The organism is Rhodococcus sp. NPDC056506, from assembly GCF_042794945.1.
GTDB lineage: Bacteria > Actinomycetota > Actinomycetes > Mycobacteriales > Mycobacteriaceae > Rhodococcus_F.
The window spans coordinates 1-21,198 of record NZ_JBHTSW010000025.1; the positions used below are offsets into that span (position 1 = coordinate 1).

The 21,198-nt window shown below is 64.4% G+C and carries 19 protein-coding genes; 11 read left to right on the plus strand and 8 right to left on the minus strand.

Going from position 1 to position 21,198, the window contains the following annotated elements:
• Window positions 1-200 precede the first annotated feature (200 nt).
• Window positions 201-563: a DUF3817 domain-containing protein gene (locus tag ACFQ6H_RS19340; RefSeq protein WP_230814089.1), complete on the plus strand. Its 363-nt coding sequence runs from the start codon at window positions 201-203 to the stop codon at window positions 561-563.
• Window positions 564-668: 105 nt separating this feature from the next.
• Window positions 669-1,565 (plus strand): co-chaperone YbbN, encoded by an 897-nt coding sequence (locus ACFQ6H_RS19345; protein ID WP_378648036.1) that lies wholly within the window; start codon window positions 669-671, stop codon window positions 1,563-1,565.
• Window positions 1,566-1,583: 18 nt separating this feature from the next.
• Here ACFQ6H_RS19345 and ACFQ6H_RS19350 read toward each other — a convergent pair whose 3' ends face one another.
• The 3 genes from ACFQ6H_RS19350 to ACFQ6H_RS19360 are packed head-to-tail and all read right to left on the minus strand — an operon-like array spanning window position 1,584 to window position 7,257.
• Window positions 1,584-3,032 carry a neutral zinc metallopeptidase gene (locus ACFQ6H_RS19350; RefSeq protein WP_378648038.1) on the minus strand — a complete coding sequence of 483 codons (1,449 nt, stop codon included), beginning with the start codon at window positions 3,030-3,032 and terminating at the stop codon, window positions 1,584-1,586.
• Window positions 3,032-5,233 carry a 1,4-alpha-glucan branching protein GlgB gene (gene glgB / locus ACFQ6H_RS19355; protein WP_378647960.1) on the minus strand — a complete coding sequence of 734 codons (2,202 nt, stop codon included), beginning with the start codon at window positions 5,231-5,233 and terminating at the stop codon, window positions 3,032-3,034. Before glgB ends, ACFQ6H_RS19350 begins: the two co-directional genes overlap by 1 nt.
• Window positions 5,233-7,257, minus strand: a complete 2,025-nt coding sequence (locus ACFQ6H_RS19360; RefSeq protein ID WP_378537849.1) for an alpha-1,4-glucan--maltose-1-phosphate maltosyltransferase — start codon at window positions 7,255-7,257, stop codon at window positions 5,233-5,235. Before ACFQ6H_RS19360 ends, glgB begins: the two co-directional genes overlap by 1 nt.
• A gap of 177 nt (window positions 7,258-7,434) precedes the next feature.
• Here ACFQ6H_RS19360 and glgP point away from each other — a divergent pair, with 177 nt between their 5' ends.
• Window positions 7,435-10,035 (plus strand): alpha-glucan family phosphorylase, encoded by a 2,601-nt coding sequence (glgP, locus tag ACFQ6H_RS19365; protein WP_378647962.1) that lies wholly within the window; start codon window positions 7,435-7,437, stop codon window positions 10,033-10,035.
• Window positions 10,036-10,103: 68 nt separating this feature from the next.
• On the opposite strand, the gene ACFQ6H_RS19370 is transcribed toward glgP, so the two are convergent.
• Genes ACFQ6H_RS19370 through ACFQ6H_RS19380 form a run of 3 tightly spaced genes read right to left on the minus strand, consistent with a single transcriptional unit; the run spans window position 10,104 to window position 14,146 of the window.
• A complete protein-coding gene (locus ACFQ6H_RS19370) occupies window positions 10,104-12,152 on the minus strand; it encodes an ATP-dependent DNA helicase (RefSeq protein WP_019749155.1) in 2,049 nt (682 codons plus the stop codon).
• Window positions 12,153-12,161: 9 nt separating this feature from the next.
• Window positions 12,162-12,809, minus strand: coding sequence for an isochorismatase family protein (locus ACFQ6H_RS19375; RefSeq protein ID WP_378647974.1), 648 nt, complete (start codon window positions 12,807-12,809; stop codon window positions 12,162-12,164).
• Entirely contained in the window at window positions 12,806-14,146 is a 1,341-nt protein-coding gene (locus ACFQ6H_RS19380) for a nicotinate phosphoribosyltransferase (RefSeq protein WP_378647976.1), read from the minus strand. Before ACFQ6H_RS19380 ends, ACFQ6H_RS19375 begins: the two co-directional genes overlap by 4 nt.
• A gap of 121 nt (window positions 14,147-14,267) precedes the next feature.
• Between ACFQ6H_RS19380 and clpS the strand changes: the two genes are divergently transcribed.
• From clpS to rdgB, 7 genes are all read left to right on the plus strand, one after another.
• Window positions 14,268-14,579 (plus strand): ATP-dependent Clp protease adapter ClpS, encoded by a 312-nt coding sequence (gene clpS / locus ACFQ6H_RS19385; protein WP_029255695.1) that lies wholly within the window; start codon window positions 14,268-14,270, stop codon window positions 14,577-14,579.
• 54 nt (window positions 14,580-14,633) lie between these two features.
• Window positions 14,634-15,224, plus strand: a complete 591-nt coding sequence (locus tag ACFQ6H_RS19390; protein ID WP_378550210.1) for a DUF2017 domain-containing protein — start codon at window positions 14,634-14,636, stop codon at window positions 15,222-15,224.
• Complete coding sequence (locus ACFQ6H_RS19395) at window positions 15,221-16,288, plus strand: P1 family peptidase (RefSeq protein ID WP_378647978.1); 1,068 nt, start codon at window positions 15,221-15,223, stop codon at window positions 16,286-16,288. The genes ACFQ6H_RS19390 and ACFQ6H_RS19395 overlap by 4 nt, the downstream gene beginning before the upstream one ends.
• Window positions 16,289-16,379: 91 nt before the next feature.
• Window positions 16,380-17,039: a rhomboid family intramembrane serine protease gene (locus ACFQ6H_RS19400; RefSeq protein WP_378647980.1), complete on the plus strand. Its 660-nt coding sequence runs from the start codon at window positions 16,380-16,382 to the stop codon at window positions 17,037-17,039.
• Between the two features lie 97 nt (window positions 17,040-17,136).
• The gene (locus ACFQ6H_RS19405; RefSeq protein ID WP_047270275.1) at window positions 17,137-17,895 is read left to right on the plus strand and encodes a cyclic nucleotide-degrading phosphodiesterase; all 759 of its coding nucleotides are present in this window, start codon (window positions 17,137-17,139) and stop codon (window positions 17,893-17,895) included.
• A 52-nt stretch (window positions 17,896-17,947) separates the two neighbouring features.
• Window positions 17,948-18,733, plus strand: coding sequence for a ribonuclease PH (rph, locus tag ACFQ6H_RS19410; RefSeq protein ID WP_003945332.1), 786 nt, complete (start codon window positions 17,948-17,950; stop codon window positions 18,731-18,733).
• 3 nt (window positions 18,734-18,736) lie between these two features.
• Window positions 18,737-19,345 carry an RdgB/HAM1 family non-canonical purine NTP pyrophosphatase gene (gene rdgB / locus ACFQ6H_RS19415; protein WP_378647982.1) on the plus strand — a complete coding sequence of 203 codons (609 nt, stop codon included), beginning with the start codon at window positions 18,737-18,739 and terminating at the stop codon, window positions 19,343-19,345.
• Between the two features lie 63 nt (window positions 19,346-19,408).
• Here rdgB and ACFQ6H_RS19420 read toward each other — a convergent pair whose 3' ends face one another.
• Both ACFQ6H_RS19420 and ACFQ6H_RS19425 read right to left on the minus strand, forming a co-directional pair.
• Entirely contained in the window at window positions 19,409-19,789 is a 381-nt protein-coding gene (locus tag ACFQ6H_RS19420) for a DUF3817 domain-containing protein (protein ID WP_003945334.1), read from the minus strand.
• Window positions 19,786-20,193 (minus strand): hypothetical protein, encoded by a 408-nt coding sequence (locus ACFQ6H_RS19425; protein ID WP_021333455.1) that lies wholly within the window; start codon window positions 20,191-20,193, stop codon window positions 19,786-19,788. The genes ACFQ6H_RS19420 and ACFQ6H_RS19425 overlap by 4 nt, the downstream gene beginning before the upstream one ends.
• Before the next feature lie 245 nt (window positions 20,194-20,438).
• Here ACFQ6H_RS19425 and ACFQ6H_RS19430 point away from each other — a divergent pair, with 245 nt between their 5' ends.
• Complete coding sequence (locus ACFQ6H_RS19430) at window positions 20,439-21,158, plus strand: aspartate/glutamate racemase family protein (protein ID WP_378647984.1); 720 nt, start codon at window positions 20,439-20,441, stop codon at window positions 21,156-21,158.
• The last annotated feature ends 40 nt before the right edge of the window (window positions 21,159-21,198 follow it).

The window sequence follows — 21,198 nt, forward strand, 5'->3', positions numbered from 1 at the left end:
CCTCGAACTGCAACGCCGCGGCGGCGGCATCGGCGCAGCCGCACTCTGCGGCGGCGGCGGACAAGGCGACGCACTCATCATCCGCGTCCCCAAGGCCTGAATGTCTAAATACACCTGAACCAGCGCTCTCGCTCTGCGACGCCCCGTGGTTTTCCTCACACAACTACGGGGCGTCGTAGTTGTTCGGGCACAATGGCCTCATGGCGAACATCTTTGACGTATCCACTCCCGCGAAACGCTTCCGTCTGGTGGCGTGGTGGGAAGCTGTGACCTGGGCGGCCTTGCTGGTTGCCATGTTCTTCAAGTGGGTTCTCGGACACGAAGAAGCGATTCGCATCCCCGGAATGGTCCACGGCACCGCTGGCTTCCTGGTGTTCATCGTTGTTGCGTTGCTGACCGCGTGGTCGCTCAAGTGGGACATCAAGACGACGATCCTTGCTCTGATCTCGAGCGTTCCGCCGTTCGGCACCGTCATCTTCGAACGCTGGGCAGTGCGAAACGGCAAGCTCGGTGAGCTGTCCACGGAGTTCGAGGCTGCCAAGGGCAACGCGGCGCTCGTCTGAGTGCTGCATCCCTCTACGTAGCTTCGCGCAACTCGTGACAAACTGGGAGTCGTGACTCGACCAGGTTCCAGGCCCCCCGCGCGTTCGTCCGCAGTTGCTGCCGCCATGAGCGGCGCAGTCGACTTGTCCGCCTTCAAAGAGCGGGCCACGGGCCCACCACCGCCGCGTAACACCAGCGGCGACGGGGCCGTTTCTGCTGTCTCCGGGGCAGTGATCGAGGTGACCGAGGAGAACTTCGAAAGCGAAGTCCTGCTCAAGTCGAGCCAGGTCCCGGTCATCGTCAACATCGGTGGCCGCGCATACGAGCCCTCGGTTGTCTTCACCGAAGTTCTCGAATCGTTTGCAGCGCGTGCCGGCGGCAAGTGGATTCTTGCCAACGTCGACGTCGACGTGAGTCCTCGCATCGCGCAGGCTTTCGGCGTCCAGTCGGTGCCGACGGTTGTTGCCGTCGCGGCCGGTCAGCCGTTGGCCGATTTCCAGGGCGCTCAACCGGAGGCGCAGCTGAGCCAGTGGTTCGACGCAGTGCTCCAAGCTGTCGAGGGCAAGTTGAGCGGTCCTGTCCCCGAGGGTGACGAACCGGTGGAGGAGGTCGAAGATCCTCGATTCGTGGCCGCTGAAACCGCGCTCGACGAGGGTGATCTCGACGGTGCCATCGCCGCGTACCAGGTGATTCTCGACGCCGAACCCAACAATGCGGAGGCCAAAAGCGCTGTCCGCCAAGTGAAGTTCATGGCTCGGGTTCAGGGCATCGATCCCGAGTCGATTGCGGCCGCGGATGCTGATCCGTCCAATCTCGAACTGCAGTTCGCAGCGGCCGATCTGGAAATGTTTGCGCAGCAACCCGAGGCGTCGTTCGCCCGCTTGATCTCGGTGGTCTCGCGAACTGCCGGCGATGACAAGGCCGCAGCTCGCACGCACCTACTCGAACTGTTCGAACTGTTCGACCCGGCAGAACCGATCGTCATCGCGGCCCGCCGTAAGTTGGCTTCCGCTCTCTACTGACGTGTGAACCGGCGGCCGCTACTCCGTGTAGCGGCTGTCGCACACTTCCCGGCCACCGAGCACGCCGGTCCGGAACGCGTCGACGCGCGCAAACCCGCTCGGAACCGTCTCGCCGTTGACGTCACTGGCGGCGAGGCCGTCGGTCAGCAGTCCCGACACGGCTTCGTCGAGGTCGCCAGGGGAGAGCGTGACCTGAGCTCCGGACGCCGCGGCGTTGGTGGGGCTGAGCGCTGCGGTGATGACGCCGGACAGGCACGCGGCGCGCAAGGCAGTCTGCGGGGTGTCGAGTGATTGGCCGTTCTCCTTCTGCATCGCGAGGGTGTATCGCGACGCGAGGAGGACGTAGGCGTTGTAGTCGCCGGTGATGTTGGTCTGGATCAACTCGCGTCGTCCGACGCGGCCCGGCGTGCCGCGCTCGGCCAGTTCGTCGACGCTGATTCCGATGGTGTTCGTCGACGGGCAGTACGAGACGGGTTCGGTTGCAACGGCGTCGCTGCACCCGGTGTCCGCGCCGGTGAATACGACCTTCGGCGGCTCGGGTAGGTCGAAGATCGCTTGGAAGGTCTTCACGAACTCGTCGAGGGTTGCCTCGGTGACGGGCAGTTCTCCGGAATCGTTGCCTTCGGCGAACTGCTGCGGGAGGTCTGCGCGTCGTGACTCGATCTCGTCGGCGTCCATCTTCGCGCAGGCGCCGGCGCCGTCGGTGAATCCGATCTGAGTGGCGGTGACGCGCTCGAAAGCCGAACCATGGTGGCTTTCAGGATCATTGGGGTCTTCGTCGCGGATGGCGACCGCCGAGGCCAACACCTTGTTGAGACCGTCGGAGGTGTTCATGGTGAAGTGTGCGGCCTTGTCCTCGGCGACGTGCCGCAAGAACGCCCCACCGAAACAGTCGGCTTGTTGTTCGCGCACCAGGGCGGCATCTCGTTTACCGCCGACGATCCCGGCTTTGCGCTGAACGGCGTGGCCGTACTCGTGCGCGAAGATGAAGGCAACGGCCACTTCACCGAACTTCTCGCGTACCTCGGGCAGCAGCAGTTCGCGATCCCAACCGATGGTGTGATCGATGCTGCAATACCCGGCGTTGATGAGTTCTTCGGTGGTCTCTTCACAGAAGTCCGGGCCGTTCGATTCGGTGGGGTCCCACGAGATCAGCTCGTCCACCGGTTCGAAGGGCTTGTCGAACAGAGCCGGGTACTCGGCGGCCCAGTAGGTTTCGATGTCGGTGATGGCGTTGGCTGCCAGGGCGTCGATGTCCCCGCCGTCGGTGCCGGTGATCGCCCGGTCGGCATTGGGGGCTCCCGGGCGCAACCCACTCGGTCCTGCCGTTGCGTCGAGTCCGGCGACGCGGAACGGATCGTGATAGATCGAGACGGCATGGCCACTCGTTCCCTGGGCACAACCGGCGAGCAGTGCGGCCACTGCCAACAGTGACGACGTGACAATGACTACTCGCCGGCCGACCATCAACGCTCCAGACTTATCCAAATCGCTCCAGCAGCTGGCAGCGCCACCTGTGCGGAGGCTGGCCGACCGTGCCACGAACGCGACGTTGCCGTGACCGCGCCGAGGTTCCCGACTCCGGAGCCGCCGTACACCTCGGCATCGGTGTTGAGAATTTCCACCCATCGGCCGGGCTCTGGTAGCCCGACGCGGTAGCTCGAGTGTTCGCTGCCCGAGAAGTTGAACAGGCAGGCGACAATCGAACCGTCAGTACCGTAACGCAGAAAACTGAGGACGTTGTTCTCGGTGTCGTTGGCGTCGATCCAGGAGTATCCACCGGGGGAGGTGTCGAGGGTCCACATAGCCGGATGGCGTCGGTACGCTGAGTTGAGATCGCCGACCAGTCGCTGGACGCCGCGATGGAGAGTGCCTGTGTACTGATCGTCGAGCTGCCACCAGTCGAGGCCGCGTTCTTCGGACCATTCCGCGCTCTGGCCGAACTCCTGTCCCATGAACAGCAGTTGCTTGCCAGGATGCGCCCACATGTACGCGAGCAGTGAGCGCAGGCCGGCCGCCTTGGCGAAGTCGTTGCCGGGCATCCGGGTCCACAGAGTTCCCTTGCCGTGCACCACTTCGTCATGGCTGATCGGTAGCAGGTAGTTCTCACTCCACGCGTACATCAGCGAGAAAGTGATCTCGTGATGGTGGTAGGTCCGGTGCACCGGGTCGTGACCGAGGAACCCGAGGGTGTCGTGCATCCACCCCATGTTCCACTTCATGTTGAAGCCGAGGCCGCCGACATTGGTTGCCCGTGTGACTCCAGGCCACGCCGTCGACTCCTCGGCGACGGTAACGACTCCTCGATGATTCTTGTGGACAGTTGCGTTCATCTCCTGCAGGAACGCAACGGCTTCGAGATTCTCGCGGCCACCGTGAATGTTGGGAGTCCATCCACCTTCCGGACGTGAGTAGTCCAGGTACAACATGGATGCGACGGCGTCGACGCGCAGTCCGTCGATATGGAACTCCTCGAGCCAGAACAATGCGTTGGCGACGAGGAAGTTCCGGACCTCGCGACGTCCGAAGTCGAATACGTATGTGCCCCAGTCCAACTGCTCGCCGCGACGCGGATCGGCGTGCTCGTACAGGGGAGTTCCGTCGAAACGAGCCAGGGCCCATTCGTCTTTGGGGAAGTGTGCAGGCACCCAGTCGACGATGACGCCTATCCCTGCGGCGTGCAAGTGGTCGACGAACCAGCGGAAGTCATCCGGGGTGCCGAAGCGGGAGGTCGGTGCGTAGTACGAGGTGACCTGGTATCCCCACGATCCACCGAACGGATGCTCGGAGACGGGTAGCAGTTCGACGTGGGTGAATCCGGTCTCGGTGACGTAGACGGCGAGTTGCTCGGCCATCTGCCGATAGTCGAGTCCCGGACGCCACGATCCGAGGTGCACCTCGTACACGCTCATCGGGGACTGCGAAGGATCGACACCGGCGCGGGTTTCCAGCCAGGCCGCGTCGTTCCACACATGGGAACTGGTGGTCACCCGCGACGCCGTCGCCGGCGGGACCTCGGTACCGAACGCCATGGGATCGGCCTTGTCGCGCACCGAGCCGTCGTGACCGTGGACCCGGAACTTGTACAGCGAACCGACTGCGATGTCGGGCAGGAAGATTTCCCAGACTCCGGTGGAACCGAGGACTCGCATGGGGGCGAATTGCCCACTCCACCCGTCGAAGTCGCCGACGACGGTCACGCCGCGGGCGGCCGGAGCCCAGACGGCGAACGAGGTGCCGTCGACGGGTCCGTCCGGTGTCTCGTAAGAACGCGGATGTGCGCCGAGGATGTCCCACAGTCGTTCGTGCCGACCTTCGCCGAACAGGTGAAGGTCGAGTTCACCGAGAGTCGGCAGGAATCGGTAAGGATCGGCTGCGAGAACCGTGTGGCCACCCGGGTACGTCACGGAATAGCGATAGTCGATCAGGTCGGGGTAGGGGACCAGAGCCGCGAAGATCCCGTTCGAAACATGTTCGAGAGGAAAGGTTTTGCCGCCGATGACGGCGCTGACGGACTCGGCGTTGGGACGCAACGCGCGAAGAACGGTGCCGTCGGCGTGGGGATGGGCGCCGAGGACACTGTGCGGATCGTGATGTTCACCGCGCGCCAACAGTTCCAGATCGTGATTGTCCGGTGCGATACCGGAAGTGGACTTCTCGGTTGACATCACTTGCCTCCACCTGCGCGGTGCGCGTTGCGTGCTTGGTAGGCCAGAGAGATCCGGGCCGGATACGGAACGGGTGGGAGTGCGAGGATGTGCGCCACCGAACGCCAGGGCTCGAGGCGGACGAAATTGGCTTGGCCCCAGTTGAACTGCTCACCCGTCACCTCGTCGAGCACGGTCATGTGGTCGTGCCATTCACGTCCGAGTGCCGGCATGTCCAACCAGACTGTGCCCTCTTCTGCCGCGAACGGGTTGAGGTTGATCACCGTCAAGACGGCGTCGCCGGTCGCGGCGTCGAACTTCGAGTAGGCGATCAAAGCGTCGTTGTCGATGTGGTGAAAGTGCAGGTTCCGCAACTGCTGCAGAGCAGGATGCGCACGCCGGATGCGGTTGAGCGCGGTGATCCACGGCTCGAGAGATTCGCCTCGCGCTGCGGCTTCGGCGAAGCGGCGCGGACGAAGTTCGTACTTCTCGGAGTCGAGGTACTCCTCGCTGCCGGGGCGGACCGCTTGATGCTCGTAGAGTTCGTAACCGGAGTAGACGCCCCAGGTCGGCGCCAGGGTGGCGGCGAGAGCTGCTCGTAGCGCGAACATTCCGGGCCCACCGTGCTGGAGGGACTCGTGCAGGATGTCCGGTGTGTTCACGAAGAGGTTCGGTCGGGCTTCGTCGGCCTTTGCCGCCAGCTCGTTACCGAATTCGGTGAGTTCCCACTTCGCCACTCGCCAGGTGAAGTACGTGTACGACTGGGTGAATCCGCGTCGAGCCAGACCGTACATGCGCGCCGGACGAGTGAATGCCTCAGCGAGGAACAGAACGTCGGGGTCGGTCTTCTTGACCTCCGAGATGAGCGTCTCCCAGAAGTTGGGCGGCTTGGTGTGCGGGTTGTCGACCCGAAAGATCTTGACGCCGGCGCTGATCCAGTGTCGGACGACTCGCAGAATTTCCTTGTCCAGGCCGCGAGGATCGGTGTCGAAGTTGATCGGGTAGATGTCCTGATACTTCTTGGGTGGGTTCTCGGCGTAGGCGATGGTGCCGTCGGGAAGGACGTTGAACCACTCCGGATGCTTCTTGGCCCACGGATGATCCGGGGCGCACTGCAGCGCGAGATCCAGTGCCACTTCGAGATCGAGCTTGCGTGCCGTGGCGACGAAGGCCTTGAAATCCTTGAGCGTGCCGAGTTGCGGATGGACTGCGTCGTGCCCGCCGTCGACCGAGCCGATGGCCCACGGCGAACCGACGTCACCGGGTTCGGGGGTGAGGGTGTTGTTGCGTCCCTTGCGGTTGATCTCGCCGATGGGATGGATCGGTGGAAGGTAGACGACGTCGAAACCCATTGCGGCGATGCGAGGCAGATCCTCGGCCGACGTGCGGAACGTCCCGTGTTGAGGCACCCCGTTCTCGTCCCATCCACCGGTCGAGCGGGGGAAGAACTCGTACCAGGATCCGAACAGTGCGCGGCTGCGATCGACGACGACGGGGTGAGACTCGCCCTTGGTGACCAGTTCACGGAGCGGTGTGGCGCGGAGCAGTTCGGCCACGTCGGAGGCGAAGGCCGGAGCGACGCGAGCAGTCAGTGCCTGATCGCTGCGCAGCGACGCGGTGACGGCTTCGAGCCTGGACCGGTTGGCCCGCGGCACCTCGTGCGCCGCCTGTTCGAACAGGCGCGCACCGATTTCCAAGTCGTTGGCCAACTCGGCGGCGCCTTGTCCGACAGCCAGCTTTGCTTCCACCGCGTGCTTCCAGGTGGCGATGGGATCGCTCCACGCCTCGATCCGGAACGACCACATGCCTTCGGCGGACGGCGTGAAGACTGCATCGACGGTGTCCGGTTCGGTGCCGGGATCCATCGGAATGCGCAGCGGCTTGGTACCGCGCGGACCACGCACGACAAGAGTGGCGGAAATGGCGTCGTGGCCCTCTCGCCACACGGTGGCGTGCACCGGGAAGACTTCACCGACCACGGCCTTTGCCGGATAGTTACCCGAGATCTCGGGTACCACGTCGTCGATACCGAGGCGTCCTGACACGGGAAGCTCCATTTCTGATGATGGATCGCGGTAAAACTTTCTTTCGCCGCGTTCAACCGTAGTGGGTGTGGCGCCGGAGTGCTGATAACGACGAATTCGGGTCTGTCGGTGGTCAGGTCGGGTCGGGCATCAAGTTCCACCAGACAGAGTCCGACGAACTCGACTAGGGTTCGCGGGGTGAAAGCCTTGCGTCGGTTCACTGTCCGAGCCCACCTTCCGGAGCGCCTTGCCGCGCTCGGCCCCCTGTCCACCAACCTTCGGTGGTCGTGGCATCCCGAGACACAGGATTTGTTCTCGCGACTCGACCCCGAACTCTGGCAAGCAGTCCAGTTCGATCCGGTCCGCATGCTCGGGGAAGTCGACCCCGCCCGGCTCGACGAACTCAGCAGTGACGAGGCATTCCTCGGTGACCTCGACACTGCAGCAGCCGATCTCGACGCCTACCTGAGCACGCCGCGCTGGTATCAGTCCCAGCAGGCCAAGGGCACGTCGCTGGCCGGTGGAATTGCGTACTTCTCCATGGAGTTCGGCGTCAGTGAAGTTCTGCCCAACTACTCGGGCGGATTGGGCATCCTTGCCGGCGATCATCTCAAGGCCGCGTCCGACCTGGGTCTGCCGCTCATCGGCGTCGGATTGCTCTACCGATCCGGTTACTTCCGCCAGTCCCTGACTGCCGACGGTTGGCAGGCCGAGCACTACCCGCCCCATGATCCTCAAGGGTTGCCTCTTCGTTTGCTGACGGACGCAGGTCCGGCTTCCGACGACGGATCGCCGGTCGTCATTCACGTCGCGATGCCCGGTGGACGAGTCCTGCGTGCGCGCGTGTGGATCGCTCAGGTCGGACGAGTGCCGTTGCTGCTGCTCGATTCCGACATCGCCGAGAACGACGCGGACCTGCGCGGCGTCACGGACCGTCTCTACGGCGGGGACCAGGATCACCGCATCAAGCAGGAGATCCTTGCGGGTATCGGCGGCGTCCGCGCGGTGCGTGCCTACACCGCGGCCTACGGATTGCCCGATCCCGAGGTGTTCCACATGAACGAGGGGCACGCCGGATTCCTCGGCATCGAACGGATTCGGGAACTTGTCACCACCAGCGGTCTGGACTTCGATTCGGCTCTGGCTGCGGTTCGCGCCGGAACCGTCTTCACGACGCACACGCCCGTTCCCGCCGGAATCGACCGCTTCCCGGCGGATCTGGTCCGTCACTACTTCGGTGGCGCGAACGGCGAGAACGAATCGACCCTGCTTCCCGGTCTGACCGTCGACCGCATCGTCGGGATGGGGCGCGAATCCGATCCGTCGATCTTCAACATGGCGCACATGGGCCTTCGCCTGGGTCAGCGCGCCAACGGCGTCTCGAAGTTGCACGGCATCGTCAGCCGCGACATGTTCAACGGACTCTGGCCGGGCTTCGACGCCGACGAGGTGCCGATCGGTTCGGTCACCAACGGTGTTCACGCGCCGACGTGGGCGGCGCCGGAGTGGATGGACGTGGCCAGGCGGATCGTCGGTCAGGAGCAACTCGAAGAAGCACGCGGGTGGGAGCGCCTGCACGAGTTGTCGGCCACCGAACTGTGGGAAACACGTAATGCGTTGCGCGGCAAGTTGGTCGACGAGGTGCGTCGTCGTGTCCGCGCGTCGTGGCTCGAGCGGGGCGCCACCGAAGCCGAACTCGGCTGGACCGCTGGAGTATTCGATCCGAACGTCTTGACCGTCGGCTTCGCCAGACGCGTTCCGACGTACAAGCGGTTGACGCTGATGCTGCGTGATCCCGAGCGTCTGCGTGCGATGTTGCTCGACGAGAAGCGTCCGGTGCAGTTGGTGGTGGCCGGTAAGTCGCACCCCGCCGACGACGGTGGCAAGGCGCTCATCCAGCAGGTCGTGCGATTCGCCGACGAAGCGGATGTGCGTCATCGCATCGTCTTCTTGCCCGACTACGACATGTCGATGGCGCGCTACCTCTACTGGGGCTGCGACGTGTGGCTCAACAACCCGCTTCGACCACTCGAGGCGTGCGGTACTTCCGGCATGAAGTCCGCGCTCAACGGCGGCCTCAACCTCTCCATTCGCGACGGATGGTGGGACGAGATGTACGACGGAGAGAACGGGTGGGCCATTCCGACGGCTGACGGTGTCCTCGACGATGTTCGGCGTGACGATCTGGAAGCCAGCGCGCTCTACGAACTTCTCGAGCATGCGGTACTGCCGACGTTCTACGACCGTGATGCTGCCGACCTGCCGACGCGCTGGGTCGAGAGGGTTCGTCATACCCTCGAGAATCTGGGCCCGAAGGTGTTGGCATCACGCATGGTTCGTGACTATGCGGTCGACTACTACGCGCCTTCGGCGAAATCTGCTCGCGCTGTGGTGGCCGACGATTTTGCCGGCGCCCGTGAGGTGGCCGAGTTCCGTCGCCGTATCGAATCGCAGTGGCCGTCGGTTGCGGTCGAGCAGGTGGACGGTTCCGGTTTGCCGGACACCCCGGAGATCGGTGCGACCATCTCGTTGAAGGCGAAGGTCCGCCTCGGTGGCTTGTCGGTCTCGGATGTCGAGGTCCAGGCGGTCCTCGGGCGCGTGAGCCCGGGCGAGGAACTCACCGACGTGGTGACGTTCCCGATGACGCACTTCGGCGATGAGGACGGAACCGAGATCTTCGAGGCCGAGGTTGCGCTTCCGGTTTCCGGTTCCGTGGGCTACACCGTGCGGGTGCTGCCGCATCACCGGTTGTTGGTCAATGCGTCCGAACTCGGATTGGTGACCACTCCGAACGCCTGACGTAATACATTCTGCCCCGGTCCGTTCGGTCGGTACCGGGGCAGAACTGTGCCCGGGTGAAAACCGGGTCAGGGACGTGAGTCGCGGATGCGGGTGAGCGCCTTGCGGACGACTTCGGGGTTGGTCGTCTCCCAGAACGGAGGCAGTGATGCGCGAAGGTAACCCGCGTATCTGGCCGTTGCCAGACGTGGATCGAGCACGGCCACCACGCCCTTGTCGTCGGTGCTGCGAAGCAGACGGCCCACCCCCTGTGCCAGGAGCAGTGCGGCGTGATTGGCCGAGACGCTGAGAAAGCCGTTACCGCCATGGGATTCGATAGCTTGCTGACGAGCCATCAGCAGTGGATCGTCCGGGCGCGGGAACGGAATACGGTCCAAGATGACGAGGCTCAGCGAGGGCCCCGGGACGTCGACGCCCTGCCACAGGGACAGTGTGCCGAACAGCGACGTGGGTTCGTCCTTGGCAAATGCCTTGACGAGGGTGCCGGTGGCGTCGTCGCCCTGGCACAGGATGGGGGTGTCGAGGCGTTCCCGCATCGCCTCGGATGCCGCTTTCGCGGCGCGCATCGACGAGAACAAGCCGAGGGTGCGTCCGCCCGCAGCCTCGACAAGTTCGGCGATCTCGTCGAGATAGACCGGAGAGAGGCCGTCGCGGCCGGGGGTGGGCAGGTGCCGGGCAATGTAGATGATGCCGGCCTTGGCGTGGTCGAACGGTGACCCGACGTCGAGTGAGTTCCAGCGGAAAGCCGAAGCGTCAGAAGGAGCTTCGGTGCCGATGGCGGTACCCGAGTCGGGGCGCACCGACGATTCCGCGGGCAGACCCCAGTTGACGGCGAGCCCGTCGAACGATCCGCCGACGGTCAGTGTCGCGGAGGTGAGAACGACGGTGGATTCGGCGAACAGTCTCGAGCGCAGCAATCCGCCGACCGAGAGCGGAGCCATCCGGACCGAGCGCCGCACCGATCCGCGGAATTCGTCCGAGGACAGCCAGACGACGTCCTTCCGTTTGGCCGGGTCGGGTTCGTCGAAAGCTGTGAGGATGCGTACTGCGCTGTCGTGGACGTCGTCGACGGACGAGAGCGCGGCGTTGCGGGCGGCCGCAGCTTCGGGGTCTGCTGCTGCCATGCCAGGTTTGGCCGGGCCGATAGCGGTGCGCAGCGACCAGGCCGCGTCGCGGATTGCGGCCAGTGCGGGCGCCGCCCCGTCCGGGAGGCCTTCCCATCGACCTGGACGCAATTCCTCGAGGAGTCCCGCCCAACCCTCGCCGGCAGCTTCGAGTCGGTCGGCGTCCTGTTCTTCGGCGATCTTGCCGCAACGCCTGGCCGCGGCACTGATCGAAGAGGCCGTGAGATCCGCCGTCGCCACGCCGGTGACGCGGTCGACCAACTCGTGGGCTTCGTCGATCACCACGACGTCATGGTCGGGCAGAATCTGAATGCCGGTGATGGCGTCGATGGCGAGCAGTGCGTGGTTGGTGACGACTACGTCGGCCTTCGACGCCTCGACGCGGGCGCGCTCGGCGAAGCAGTCCTCACCGACGGGGCACTGGTTCTTGCCGATGCATTCGCGGGAGGTGACGCTGACCTGCCGCCACGCCTGATCGGACACACCTGGCACCAATTCGTCACGATCACCGGTTTCGGTGTCGGAGGACCATTCGGTGAGGCGGACAACCTCCCGGCCGAGACGCGAGACCGTGAACGGATCGAACAGCTCGTCCTCGGGTGGCTGCTCGGACGCACCCGTGTGAATCTTGTTCATGCACAGGTAGTTGTTGCGGCCCTTGAGGATTGCGAACTCTGCGCGTCGGCCGAGTGGCTTCTTCAGGGCATCGGCGAGCCGTGGCAGGTCTCGATCGACGAGCTGACGCTGAAGCGCGATGGTAGCGGTGGACACGACGACGGTGCGCCCCGATTCGACCGCGTGGCGCAGGCTCGGAACGAGGTAGGCGAGTGACTTACCGGTACCGGTGCCGGCCTGAACGGCCAGATGCTCGCCCGTGTCGATCGAGTGCGCCACGGCCGACGCCATCGTCAGCTGGCTGGTTCGTTCGGCACCGCCGAGCGACCGCACCGCTGTCTGGAGCAGTTCGGGAACGTTCGGGAGTTGATCGGCCACCCACGAAGGTTAATGGATCCCTACGTCAGAAACGTCCACGGATGATTCCCGGGGTAGTTCCCCGGCAATCGAGTCTTCTTCCGACGCGGCCTCGTCTCGCCCGATCAGCTGCACTCCCGCCTCCCGCATCTGCACCAATGCCGACTCGATCGTGGCGGTCGACACACCAGCGGTGAAGGGGAGAAGGACTGTCGTGCCGAATCCTGCGCGCGCCGCATCGATGGCTGTGGCCTTGACGCAGTGATCGGTGGCAATGCCGATCACGTCGACGTCGGTGATCTCGTGGGCGCGGAGCCAGTCCTCGAGCGTCGTGCCGTCCTCGGCTGCTCCTTCGAAACCGGAGTAGGCCGCGCTGTAGGCGCCCTTGGAAAAGATCGCCGAACCGGCGACGGAGGCGTCGAATGCCGGATGGAACTCGGCGCCGGCCGTCCCGACGACGCAGTGAACCGGCCAACTGTCGACGAAGTCGGGAGTTTCGGAGAAATGTGCCCCAGGGTCGATGTGGAAATCGCGGGTCGCGACTACAGCGTCGTACTCGTGCGAGTTCACGAAATCGTTGACGGCCGCCGCAACCGCAGCACCGCCGTCGACTGCGAGAGCGCCACCTTCACAGAAATCGTTCTGAACGTCGACGACGATCAGTGCTTTGGCACTCACTGGTGCTCACCTCCGGAGAATCGAACGGGCACAGCCGAGTCTCCGCGTGAAAGCTTGAGCCCTTCCCACGGCAGGCTCACGAGCCCGGCTTTCAGAACTGCACGGCTCTCTTCGAGCGTCGGTGCGCTCTCGACGACCTTGCCTTCACGAACCAACGGGATCAACAGTTCGGTCGCGCCGTCCGCTTCGGAAACAGGTGACGGTGATCCGGCGGGATAGATGACTTCTTCGACGATCGTTCCGGTCGGGCGCACTACGCGCAGTGCTTTCTTGGCGCCGCCGCGAGATGCCTTGTTGGTACTTCTCTTCTCGACCGCAATCCCGTCGACTTCGACAAGTTTGTAGACCATGCCAGCGGTGGGGGCTCCTGATCCGGTGACCAGTGAAGTACCGACGCCGTACGAGTCGACGGGTTCGGCGCGCAGGGCTGCGATTGCGTACTCGTCCAGGTCGCCGGAGACGACGATGCGAGTCTTGGTGGCCCCGAGGTCGTCGAGTTGTTGGCGTACCTGGCGAGCAAGGACGCCGAGGTCGCCGGAATCGATGCGCACTCCGCCCAGTTCGGGACCGGCAACGGCGACAGCCGTTTTCACACCCTCGGTGATGTCGTAGGTGTCGACCAACAACGTGGTGGACACGCCGAGAGCGGCGACCTGACCGCGGAATGCCGCCGCCTCGTCCGGACCGTCTTCGGTGGTGTGCAGCAGGGTGAAGGCGTGCGCACTCGTTCCCGCGCTGGGCACGTCGTGACGCCGCGCGGCTTCGAGGTTGGAGGTGGCGTCGAAACCGGCAATATACGCGGCACGTGAAGCGGCAACCGCTGCCTGTTCGTGTGTACGACGCGAGCCCATCTCGATCATTCGTCGACCGCCCGCTGCACTGACCATCCGGGCTGCGGCCGAAGCGATCGCGCTGTCGTGGTTGAGGATCGAGAGAATCAAGGTTTCGAGGATGACGCACTCGGCGAACGTTCCGCGGACCGAGAGGATCGGTGATCCGGGGAAGTAGAAGTCGCCCTCACGGTAGCCGTCGATGTCACCGGAGAATCGGTAGTTGCGCAGCCACTCGACGGTCGTGTCGTCGAGGAATTTCGCAACGATCGCCAGTTCCGGTTCACCGAATCGGAACTGCTCGAGCGCGTCGAGTAGGCGCTCGGTACCGGCGACGACGCCGTAGCGGCGGCCGTCGGGCAGCCGCCGTGCGAAGACCTCGAAACTGCAGTTGCGGAAGGCAGATCCGTCGGCGAGAGCCGCCGAGAGCATGGTGAGTTCGTACTGATCGGTGAGCAGTGCGGTGCTGGCACCGGCGTCGCGGATGTCGGAAATTTGCGTAGGCACGCACACAACTCTAGGCGCGAGACGACGTGGGTGGGTGTTGTCGCCTCTCGCCGCGCCGTACCCTGGATACATGGTTTTCGGCGGCGCGACCGTGTCCGACACTTACTCGGCGAACGTAACGATGAGAGGCGCTACGGCTTCCTCTCCTCAAGCCACGCCCGAGCAGTCGGAGGCTGTGGCGACCATCGAAGCCGCCGATCGGCCCTGGGTGACCATCGTCTGGGACGACCCGGTCAATCTCATGCACTACGTGACTTACGTGTTCCAGAAGCTGTTCGGCTACAGCAAAGCCAAGGCCACGGATCTGATGATGCAGGTTCATTCGGAGGGCAAGGCCGTGGTCTCGAGCGGTTCGCGAGACAAGATGGAGGCCGATGTGCGTCGCCTCCACGCGGCCGGTCTCTGGGCCACCATGCAACGCGACGACACCTGAGAACCATTATTTCGACCGAATTGTTCGCCCAACTCGTAGACGGGAGTCCGACGCGTGCGGACGTGGAGTAGGAAGAGTTCACTCGGCGGAGTGAAGTTCAAGTCCGAGATGGACGGTCACGAAGCGGCGGTTCTACGCTCCCTCGTGGAGTCGGTGACCGGGCTTCTCGACGAGCGTGCGTCTTCGGCGCCGCAAGACGAGCTCGCCGCGCTGACCGGCCTTCGGACCGGCAATTCCGAGACACCCGACAATCCGGTGTTGGCGCGGCTGCTTCCCGACTTCCAGCGCGCCGACCCGGACAAGGTCACCCCGAACAGTGACGATCTCGACGACGCGGGTGCCAATGTCAATGGTGCGCTGCGCAGTTTGCACGAGCCCGAGATCATCGACGCCAAACGCGAGTCCGCCCGTACGCTGTTGGCTTCGCTTCCCGAGGCCGGCGGCAAGGTCGTTCTCACGCAGGAACAGGCCGATGCCTGGTTGTCCTCGCTCAACGACGTCCGTCTCGCGCTCGGAACCAATCTCGGCATCGACGCCGACACCCCGGAGAGCCTCGAACCCGACGACCCGCGTGCCCCGCATCTCGACGTCTATCACTGGTTGACGTGGATGCAGGACTCCCTCGTCCAGGCGCTTATGCCATGACTACGACGCGGACCGGGCCCACTGATTCACTGACAGATGTCGCCGGCCTCGCAGTCGGCCATCACCACAAGCTCGACGATGGCGTCACCCTCGGAAGCGGCGCAGCCACCGGGTGCACAGTCGTGCTCGCGTCGGCCGGTGTGGTTGCCGGAGTCGACGTCCGGGGCGGCGGGCCTGGTACCCGAGAGACCGACCTTCTCGACCCGAGCCATTCGGTTCAGCAGGTCAACGCAGTGCTGTTGACCGGCGGTAGTGCCTACGGATTGGCCGCGGCCGACGGCGTGATGCGCTGGCTCGAGGAACACGATCACGGGATCGCGATGGGGGCTCCCGGTCAGGTGGTACCGATCGTCCCTGGCGCCGTGATCTTCGATCTGCCGGTGGGGGACTGGACCGTTCGTCCGACTGGAGACTTCGGATTCCTCGCTGCCGACACCGCTTCGCGCGAATTCGCCACGGGCACGGTCGGTGCCGGAGTAGGCGCGAGAGCCGGAGCGCTCAAGGGTGGGGTGGGAACGGCGAGCGTCGTGATCGCCGACGGCCCCGCCGAGGGCACGACGGTCTCCGCTGTGATCGTGGCGAACCCGGTGGGTTCGGTCTTCGACCCTCGAACAGGTTTGCCGTGGGGCGTCGGCTCGGACGGGCCGGAGTCGTTCGGCCTCAGGGTTCCCGACGCGTCCGAACTTGCGGCGGCCAATGCCGTCGCTGCCAAAGGCACCGTCCTCAACACCACGATCGGCGTCGTCGCCACCGACGCCGCCCTGACCAAAGCCGGGTGCCGACGCGTCGCTGTCGCCGGTCACGACGGTCTGGCGCGAGCGATTCGGCCCGCACATTCGCCGCTCGACGGCGACACGATCTTCGCGCTCGCCACCGGTGATCACACTCCGAATTCGGAGATCGCGGTTCCGGCCGCTTTCCCGAGCGATCTGCCGATACTCGACGCGGTGTGCGCGGCTTCGGCGCAGGTGGTCGAACGGGCGATCGTGAAGGCGATTCTGGACGCCACGTCGGTTGCCGGAATCCCGAGTTATCGCGAACTCTTTCCGTCCGCATTTCTCTAGGCATCGCTCCTGGAATCGGCGGTAACCTCGAATTGAGCCTGGTTGCAAGTGACCGATCAGAAAACCGGATCGACGGTGGAGGACGCACACGATGACGATGGATTTCAACAGTCCGGATTTCGGCACCCGAACGCCGGCACCGAAATCCGGTCCGCCTTCGGTGTGGAAACAGTCGGCCGTGTTGGTGGGCGGCTTCGCGATCATGCTCTACGTGATCGAGATCGTGGATGTCATCTCCGGTCAGAACGTCCAGAATGCCGGCGTCACCCCGCGCACGCTCGACGGACTGTGGGGAATCCTGTTCGCCCCAGTGCTTCACGACGACTGGGGTCACCTGATCGCCAACACCATTCCGGTGCTGATCCTCGGATACCTCGTGCTGGTGTCGGGAATCGCGCGCGGACTCGCGGCTACCGGCATCATCTGGGTGATCGGCGGTGTCGGAACCTGGTTGTTCGCCGGTTCGAACTCGAATCACGTCGGTGCGTCCGTGCTGATCTTCGGCTGGGTGACCTACCTGTTGGTGCGCGGATTCTTCACGCGAAGTTTCACGCAGATCCTGATCGGTGTTGCTGTCTTCGTCGTGTACGGCGGAGTGCTGTGGGGCGTTCTGCCGAGCGATCCTCGAGTTTCCTGGCAGGGACATCTGTTCGGAGCGATCGGCGGCGTGGTGGCCGCGTGGGCACTGACGTCGGGGGAGAGGGCCAAGCGCTCAGGTTCGACACCGGCCGTTCGACCACCCAGTTTCTGAACGGACGTGGGTCACACCCACACTGCGGTGTGACTTCGACGCGCCAAAACGACCAAGAGCTTTTTCCCAGACGGGTAGACGTGGCAGCATGACCGGTATGCGCATGACCGTCCTGGGGTGTTCCGGCAGCGTCACGGGTCCGGATTCACCGGCTTCGGGATACCTGCTCACGGCACCGGGAACTCCGCCGCTCGTGATCGACTTCGGCCCGGGCGTTCTGGGAGCGTTGCAGCGATACGCCGATCCGGGCGAAGTGACGATCCTGCTCTCGCACCTTCATGCGGACCACTGTCTCGACATGCCCGGCCTGCTCGTCTGGCGTCGCTATCACCCCAACCCGCCGGTTGGCCGCGCTCTGGTCTACGGCCCCACCGACACCGCCTGCCGCATCGGAGTGTCCTCCGCCGAGTGTGCCGGCGAGATGGACGACATCTCCGACACCATCGACGTCCGACTCTGGGCCGAGAACGAGCCGGTGACGTTCGGAGAACTGAGCGTCGTCGCGCGTCGGATGAATCACCCGCCCGAGGCTTACGGTTTCCGGATCACCGGCGCCGACGGCCGCGTGCTCGTCTATACCGGCGACACCGGCATGTGTGACAACGTCGTCGAACTCGCGCGCGATGCGGACGTGTTGCTCTCCGAAGCGTCGTGGACCGACAGTCCCGATCGCCCCGAGGGGGTTCATCTCTCCGGCAAGGAAGCCGGCCGAGTGGCCGCTCTCGCCGGCGTCAAGGAGCTTCTCCTCACGCACATCCCGCCGTGGACATCCCGTGAAGACGTGATCGCCGAAGCGAAATCCGAATTCTCCGGACCGGTCCATGCAGTCTCCGCCGGAAGCGTCTACGACATCTGATTCCCCTCACATTCGATGCAGCGCCGAGCGGGCGACCGCTAGGCTCACGAAGGTGACTACACGAGAAGACGGTAGGGCGGACGACGAGCTCCGCACGGTCAAGATCACCCGCGGGTTCACCAGTCATCCGGCCGGATCCGTTCTGGTCGAGTTCGGGAACACGCGCGTCATGTGCACGGCCAGCGTCGAAGAGGGTGTTCCCCGCTGGCGCAAGGGTTCCGGTTTGGGTTGGCTGACAGCCGAATACGCGATGCTTCCCGCCGCCACGCACACACGTAGTGGCCGCGAATCGGTCAAGGGCAAGGTCGGCGGCCGCACTCAGGAGATCAGTCGACTCATCGGCCGATCACTTCGGGCCTGCATCGACCTCGCGGCAATCGGCGAGAACACCATCGCCCTCGACTGCGATGTCCTCCAAGCCGACGGCGGCACTCGCACCGCGGCAGTGACGGGGGCGTACGTGGCCCTGGTCGACGCTGTGACGTACCTGCGCGCTGCCGACCTGCTCTCCGACCCGCAGCCCATCTCGTGTGGCATAGCGGCCGTCAGCGTCGGCGTCGTGGACGGACGAGTGCGTCTCGATCTTCCGTACGAAGAGGATTCGCGTGCCGAGGTCGACATGAACGTCGTGGCCACCGATACCGGCACTCTGGTGGAAATCCAGGGAACCGGTGAGGGCGCCACGTTCCCACGCTCGACGCTGGACAAGCTGCTCGACTCCGCGCTCGCAGGTTGCGAGCAACTTTTCGAGATCCAGCGTCAGGCGTTGGCCGAGCCGTATCCCGGGGTGCTCCCCGAACCGAAGAATCCGGAACCCAAGAAGAAGTTCGGTGCTTGAGCTGTGAGCGTACGAGTATTGGTTGCAAGCCGAAACGCCAAGAAGCTGAAAGAACTTCACCGAGTTCTCGACGCAGCCGGAGTGAACGGAATCGAGCTGGTCGGCCTCGACGAGGTTCCGCCGTTCCCCGAGGCTCCCGAGACCGGCGCGACGTTCGAGGAGAATGCGCTCGCCAAGGCGCGTGACGGCGCTGCGGCAACCGGAATGCCGTGCATTGCAGACGATTCCGGTGTCGAGATAGATGCGCTGAACGGTATGCCGGGTGTGCTGTCCGCGCGGTGGTCGGGCACTCACGGAAACGACGGCGCGAATACCGCCCTGGTGCTGGCTCAGCTGGGAGACGTGCCGGACGAGCGGCGCGGTGCGGCCTTCGTCTCCGCCTGTGCGCTGGTGATTCCTGGCGGCAACGAGATCGTGGTGCGCGGCGAATGGCGCGGGGTGATCGGCCGCGAACCGGCCGGAGACGGCGGTTTCGGATACGACCCCATCTTCCGTCCGGACGGTGACACCCGCTCTGCCGCAGAACTCACCCCGGCCGAGAAGGACGCGGCGTCACATCGGGGGAGAGCGCTCGTGCAGCTCGTTCCGGCGTTGGCCGCACTGGCCGGCTGAACCGAATCCGAAAAGTACAGCCCTGAACGCATCTGCGTTCAGGGCTGTACTTTGTCGAAACTCTCAGAGCTGGTAAGCCTGCTTCACCTGGGCAGTCCGCTTGTGCTCGAACACGAACGACAGGAACGGGATCGTGCCGGCGAGCGCGGTGGCAACCGTCGTACCGGGCTTCCACCGGGCCTTGATCGCGAGGTCGATCGTGAAGACCAGGTAGAGCATGTAGAACAGACCGTGGATCTGGCCGATGTAGAACAACCACGACGGTGCGTCCGCCGAATTGTCGAGAATCAGGTACTTGTAGACCATCTCACCGGTCAGGAACAGCAGCCACAGGCCGGTGATCCAGGCGAGAACGCGGTATCGGACGAGCGCCGACGCAACCTTCTTCTGCTTTTCTGCGTTGACTGCGGGGGTAGCGATGCTCGCTTCCGAACCGGTACTCACGTCGTGCTCCTATCGGACTCGCGAGCGGCGAGCTGCGCAAGGTAGTCGTTGTATTCGAGCATTTGGCGGGCTTCGGGATCGTCGACGTCGAGGTTCACATCGTCGAACTCGGCCTGCGGGCGTTGCGGCAAGAGGTCGGCGGGAATTTCACGCGGCTCCGCGGCGGCTTCCTCGGCTTCGGCCTCTTCGGGGTCCACGTCTTCGAGCTGAACGAACTTGCGATACGCGTACACCACAAACGCCGCGAACAGCGGCCACTGGAACGCGTACCCGAGATTCTGTCCCGAGCCTCCGACGGCTTCGAAGCGCTCCCACTGCCACCAGCCGAGCGCGAGGCAGCCGGCGGCTGACACGATGACCAGCAGAATCAGCGCAGGTCGGCGTTTAGTAGCGTTCTTGGACACACTAAGACGGTACCTGAGAGCTATAGTGCCTCGCCCTGCGATCTCCGACACGGTGTCGTAGAAGCCGTGCCACGGCGTGTCGTAGAGGCCGTGCCACGGCGTGTCGTAGGAGCCGTGCCACGGCGTGTCGCGGAAGCAGCATGTGCGCTATGCCCATCCTCACCTGCGACGCCAGGCACTGACCACATTCTCGCAGCCGTACTGCATCGATAACCTCGGGCAGATCCGACAACAGGGGAGTGTTCATGCACATCAGAGTGATTCGTCCGGTCATCGACACCACACTCACGCCTGCTGTGACAGCCGAGGTGGAGCACTGGGCAGCGCCCGGTACGACGGTCGACGTCGTTTCGCTGCGCTCGGGTACGGCGAGCATCGAGAGTGAGTACGACGAGGCCCTTGCCGGTCCCGGGATCGTGCAGAGGGTCGAAGAAGCGGCAGTCGACGGCGTGGACGGTGTGTTCATCACATGTTTCGCCGATCCCGGAGTGCATGCCGCCCGCGAGATCATCGACGCACCGGTGGTCGGCGGCTTCGAGCCGTCATTTCTGACAGCGATGAGTCTGGGCGATCGGGTCGGTGTCGTGACCATCTTGCCGAACGTCGTGCCGATGCTCCGATCGCTCACTCGGCGATACGGACTGGACAATCGGCTGGGCAGTATTCGAGTCGTGGACATGCCGGTGCTCGGACTAACCGATCGCGAGGTGCTGATCGATCGACTGGCCGATCAGGCGTCTGCAGCAGTGGAGAACGGCGAGGCCGACTCCGTCGTTCTCGGTTGCACCGGCATGCTCGGTGTAACCGGCGCGGTCCGAGACAGGCTGCATGGCAAAGGGATTCATGTTCCGGTGGTGGATCCGACGGCAGCGGCGATCACGTGGTTGGAGAGCTCGGTCCGTCTGGGGCTGACGCCTAGTCGGACGACGTACATGACTCCACCGGACAAGGATCGAAAGCGCTGAGAACTGGAAAGGCCCCGCCGGATCAGATCCGGCGGGGCTC

Bases quoted from the DNA above. Each gene is read 5' to 3' on its own strand.
- ACFQ6H_RS19340 (WP_230814089.1), top strand. From the start codon at position 201: ATGGCGAACATCTTTGACGTATCCACTCCCGCGAAACGCTTCCGTCTG.
- ACFQ6H_RS19345 (WP_378648036.1), top strand. From the start codon at position 669: ATGAGCGGCGCAGTCGACTTGTCCGCCTTCAAAGAGCGGGCCACGGGC.
- ACFQ6H_RS19350 (WP_378648038.1), bottom strand. From the start codon at position 3,032: ATGGTCGGCCGGCGAGTAGTCATTGTCACGTCGTCACTGTTGGCAGTG.
- glgB (WP_378647960.1), bottom strand. From the start codon at position 5,233: ATGTCAACCGAGAAGTCCACTTCCGGTATCGCACCGGACAATCACGAT.
- clpS (WP_029255695.1), top strand. From the start codon at position 14,268: ATGAGAGGCGCTACGGCTTCCTCTCCTCAAGCCACGCCCGAGCAGTCG.
- ACFQ6H_RS19395 (WP_378647978.1), top strand. From the start codon at position 15,221: ATGACTACGACGCGGACCGGGCCCACTGATTCACTGACAGATGTCGCC.
- ACFQ6H_RS19400 (WP_378647980.1), top strand. From the start codon at position 16,380: ATGACGATGGATTTCAACAGTCCGGATTTCGGCACCCGAACGCCGGCA.
- ACFQ6H_RS19405 (WP_047270275.1), top strand. From the start codon at position 17,137: ATGCGCATGACCGTCCTGGGGTGTTCCGGCAGCGTCACGGGTCCGGAT.
- ACFQ6H_RS19430 (WP_378647984.1), top strand. From the start codon at position 20,439: ATGCACATCAGAGTGATTCGTCCGGTCATCGACACCACACTCACGCCT.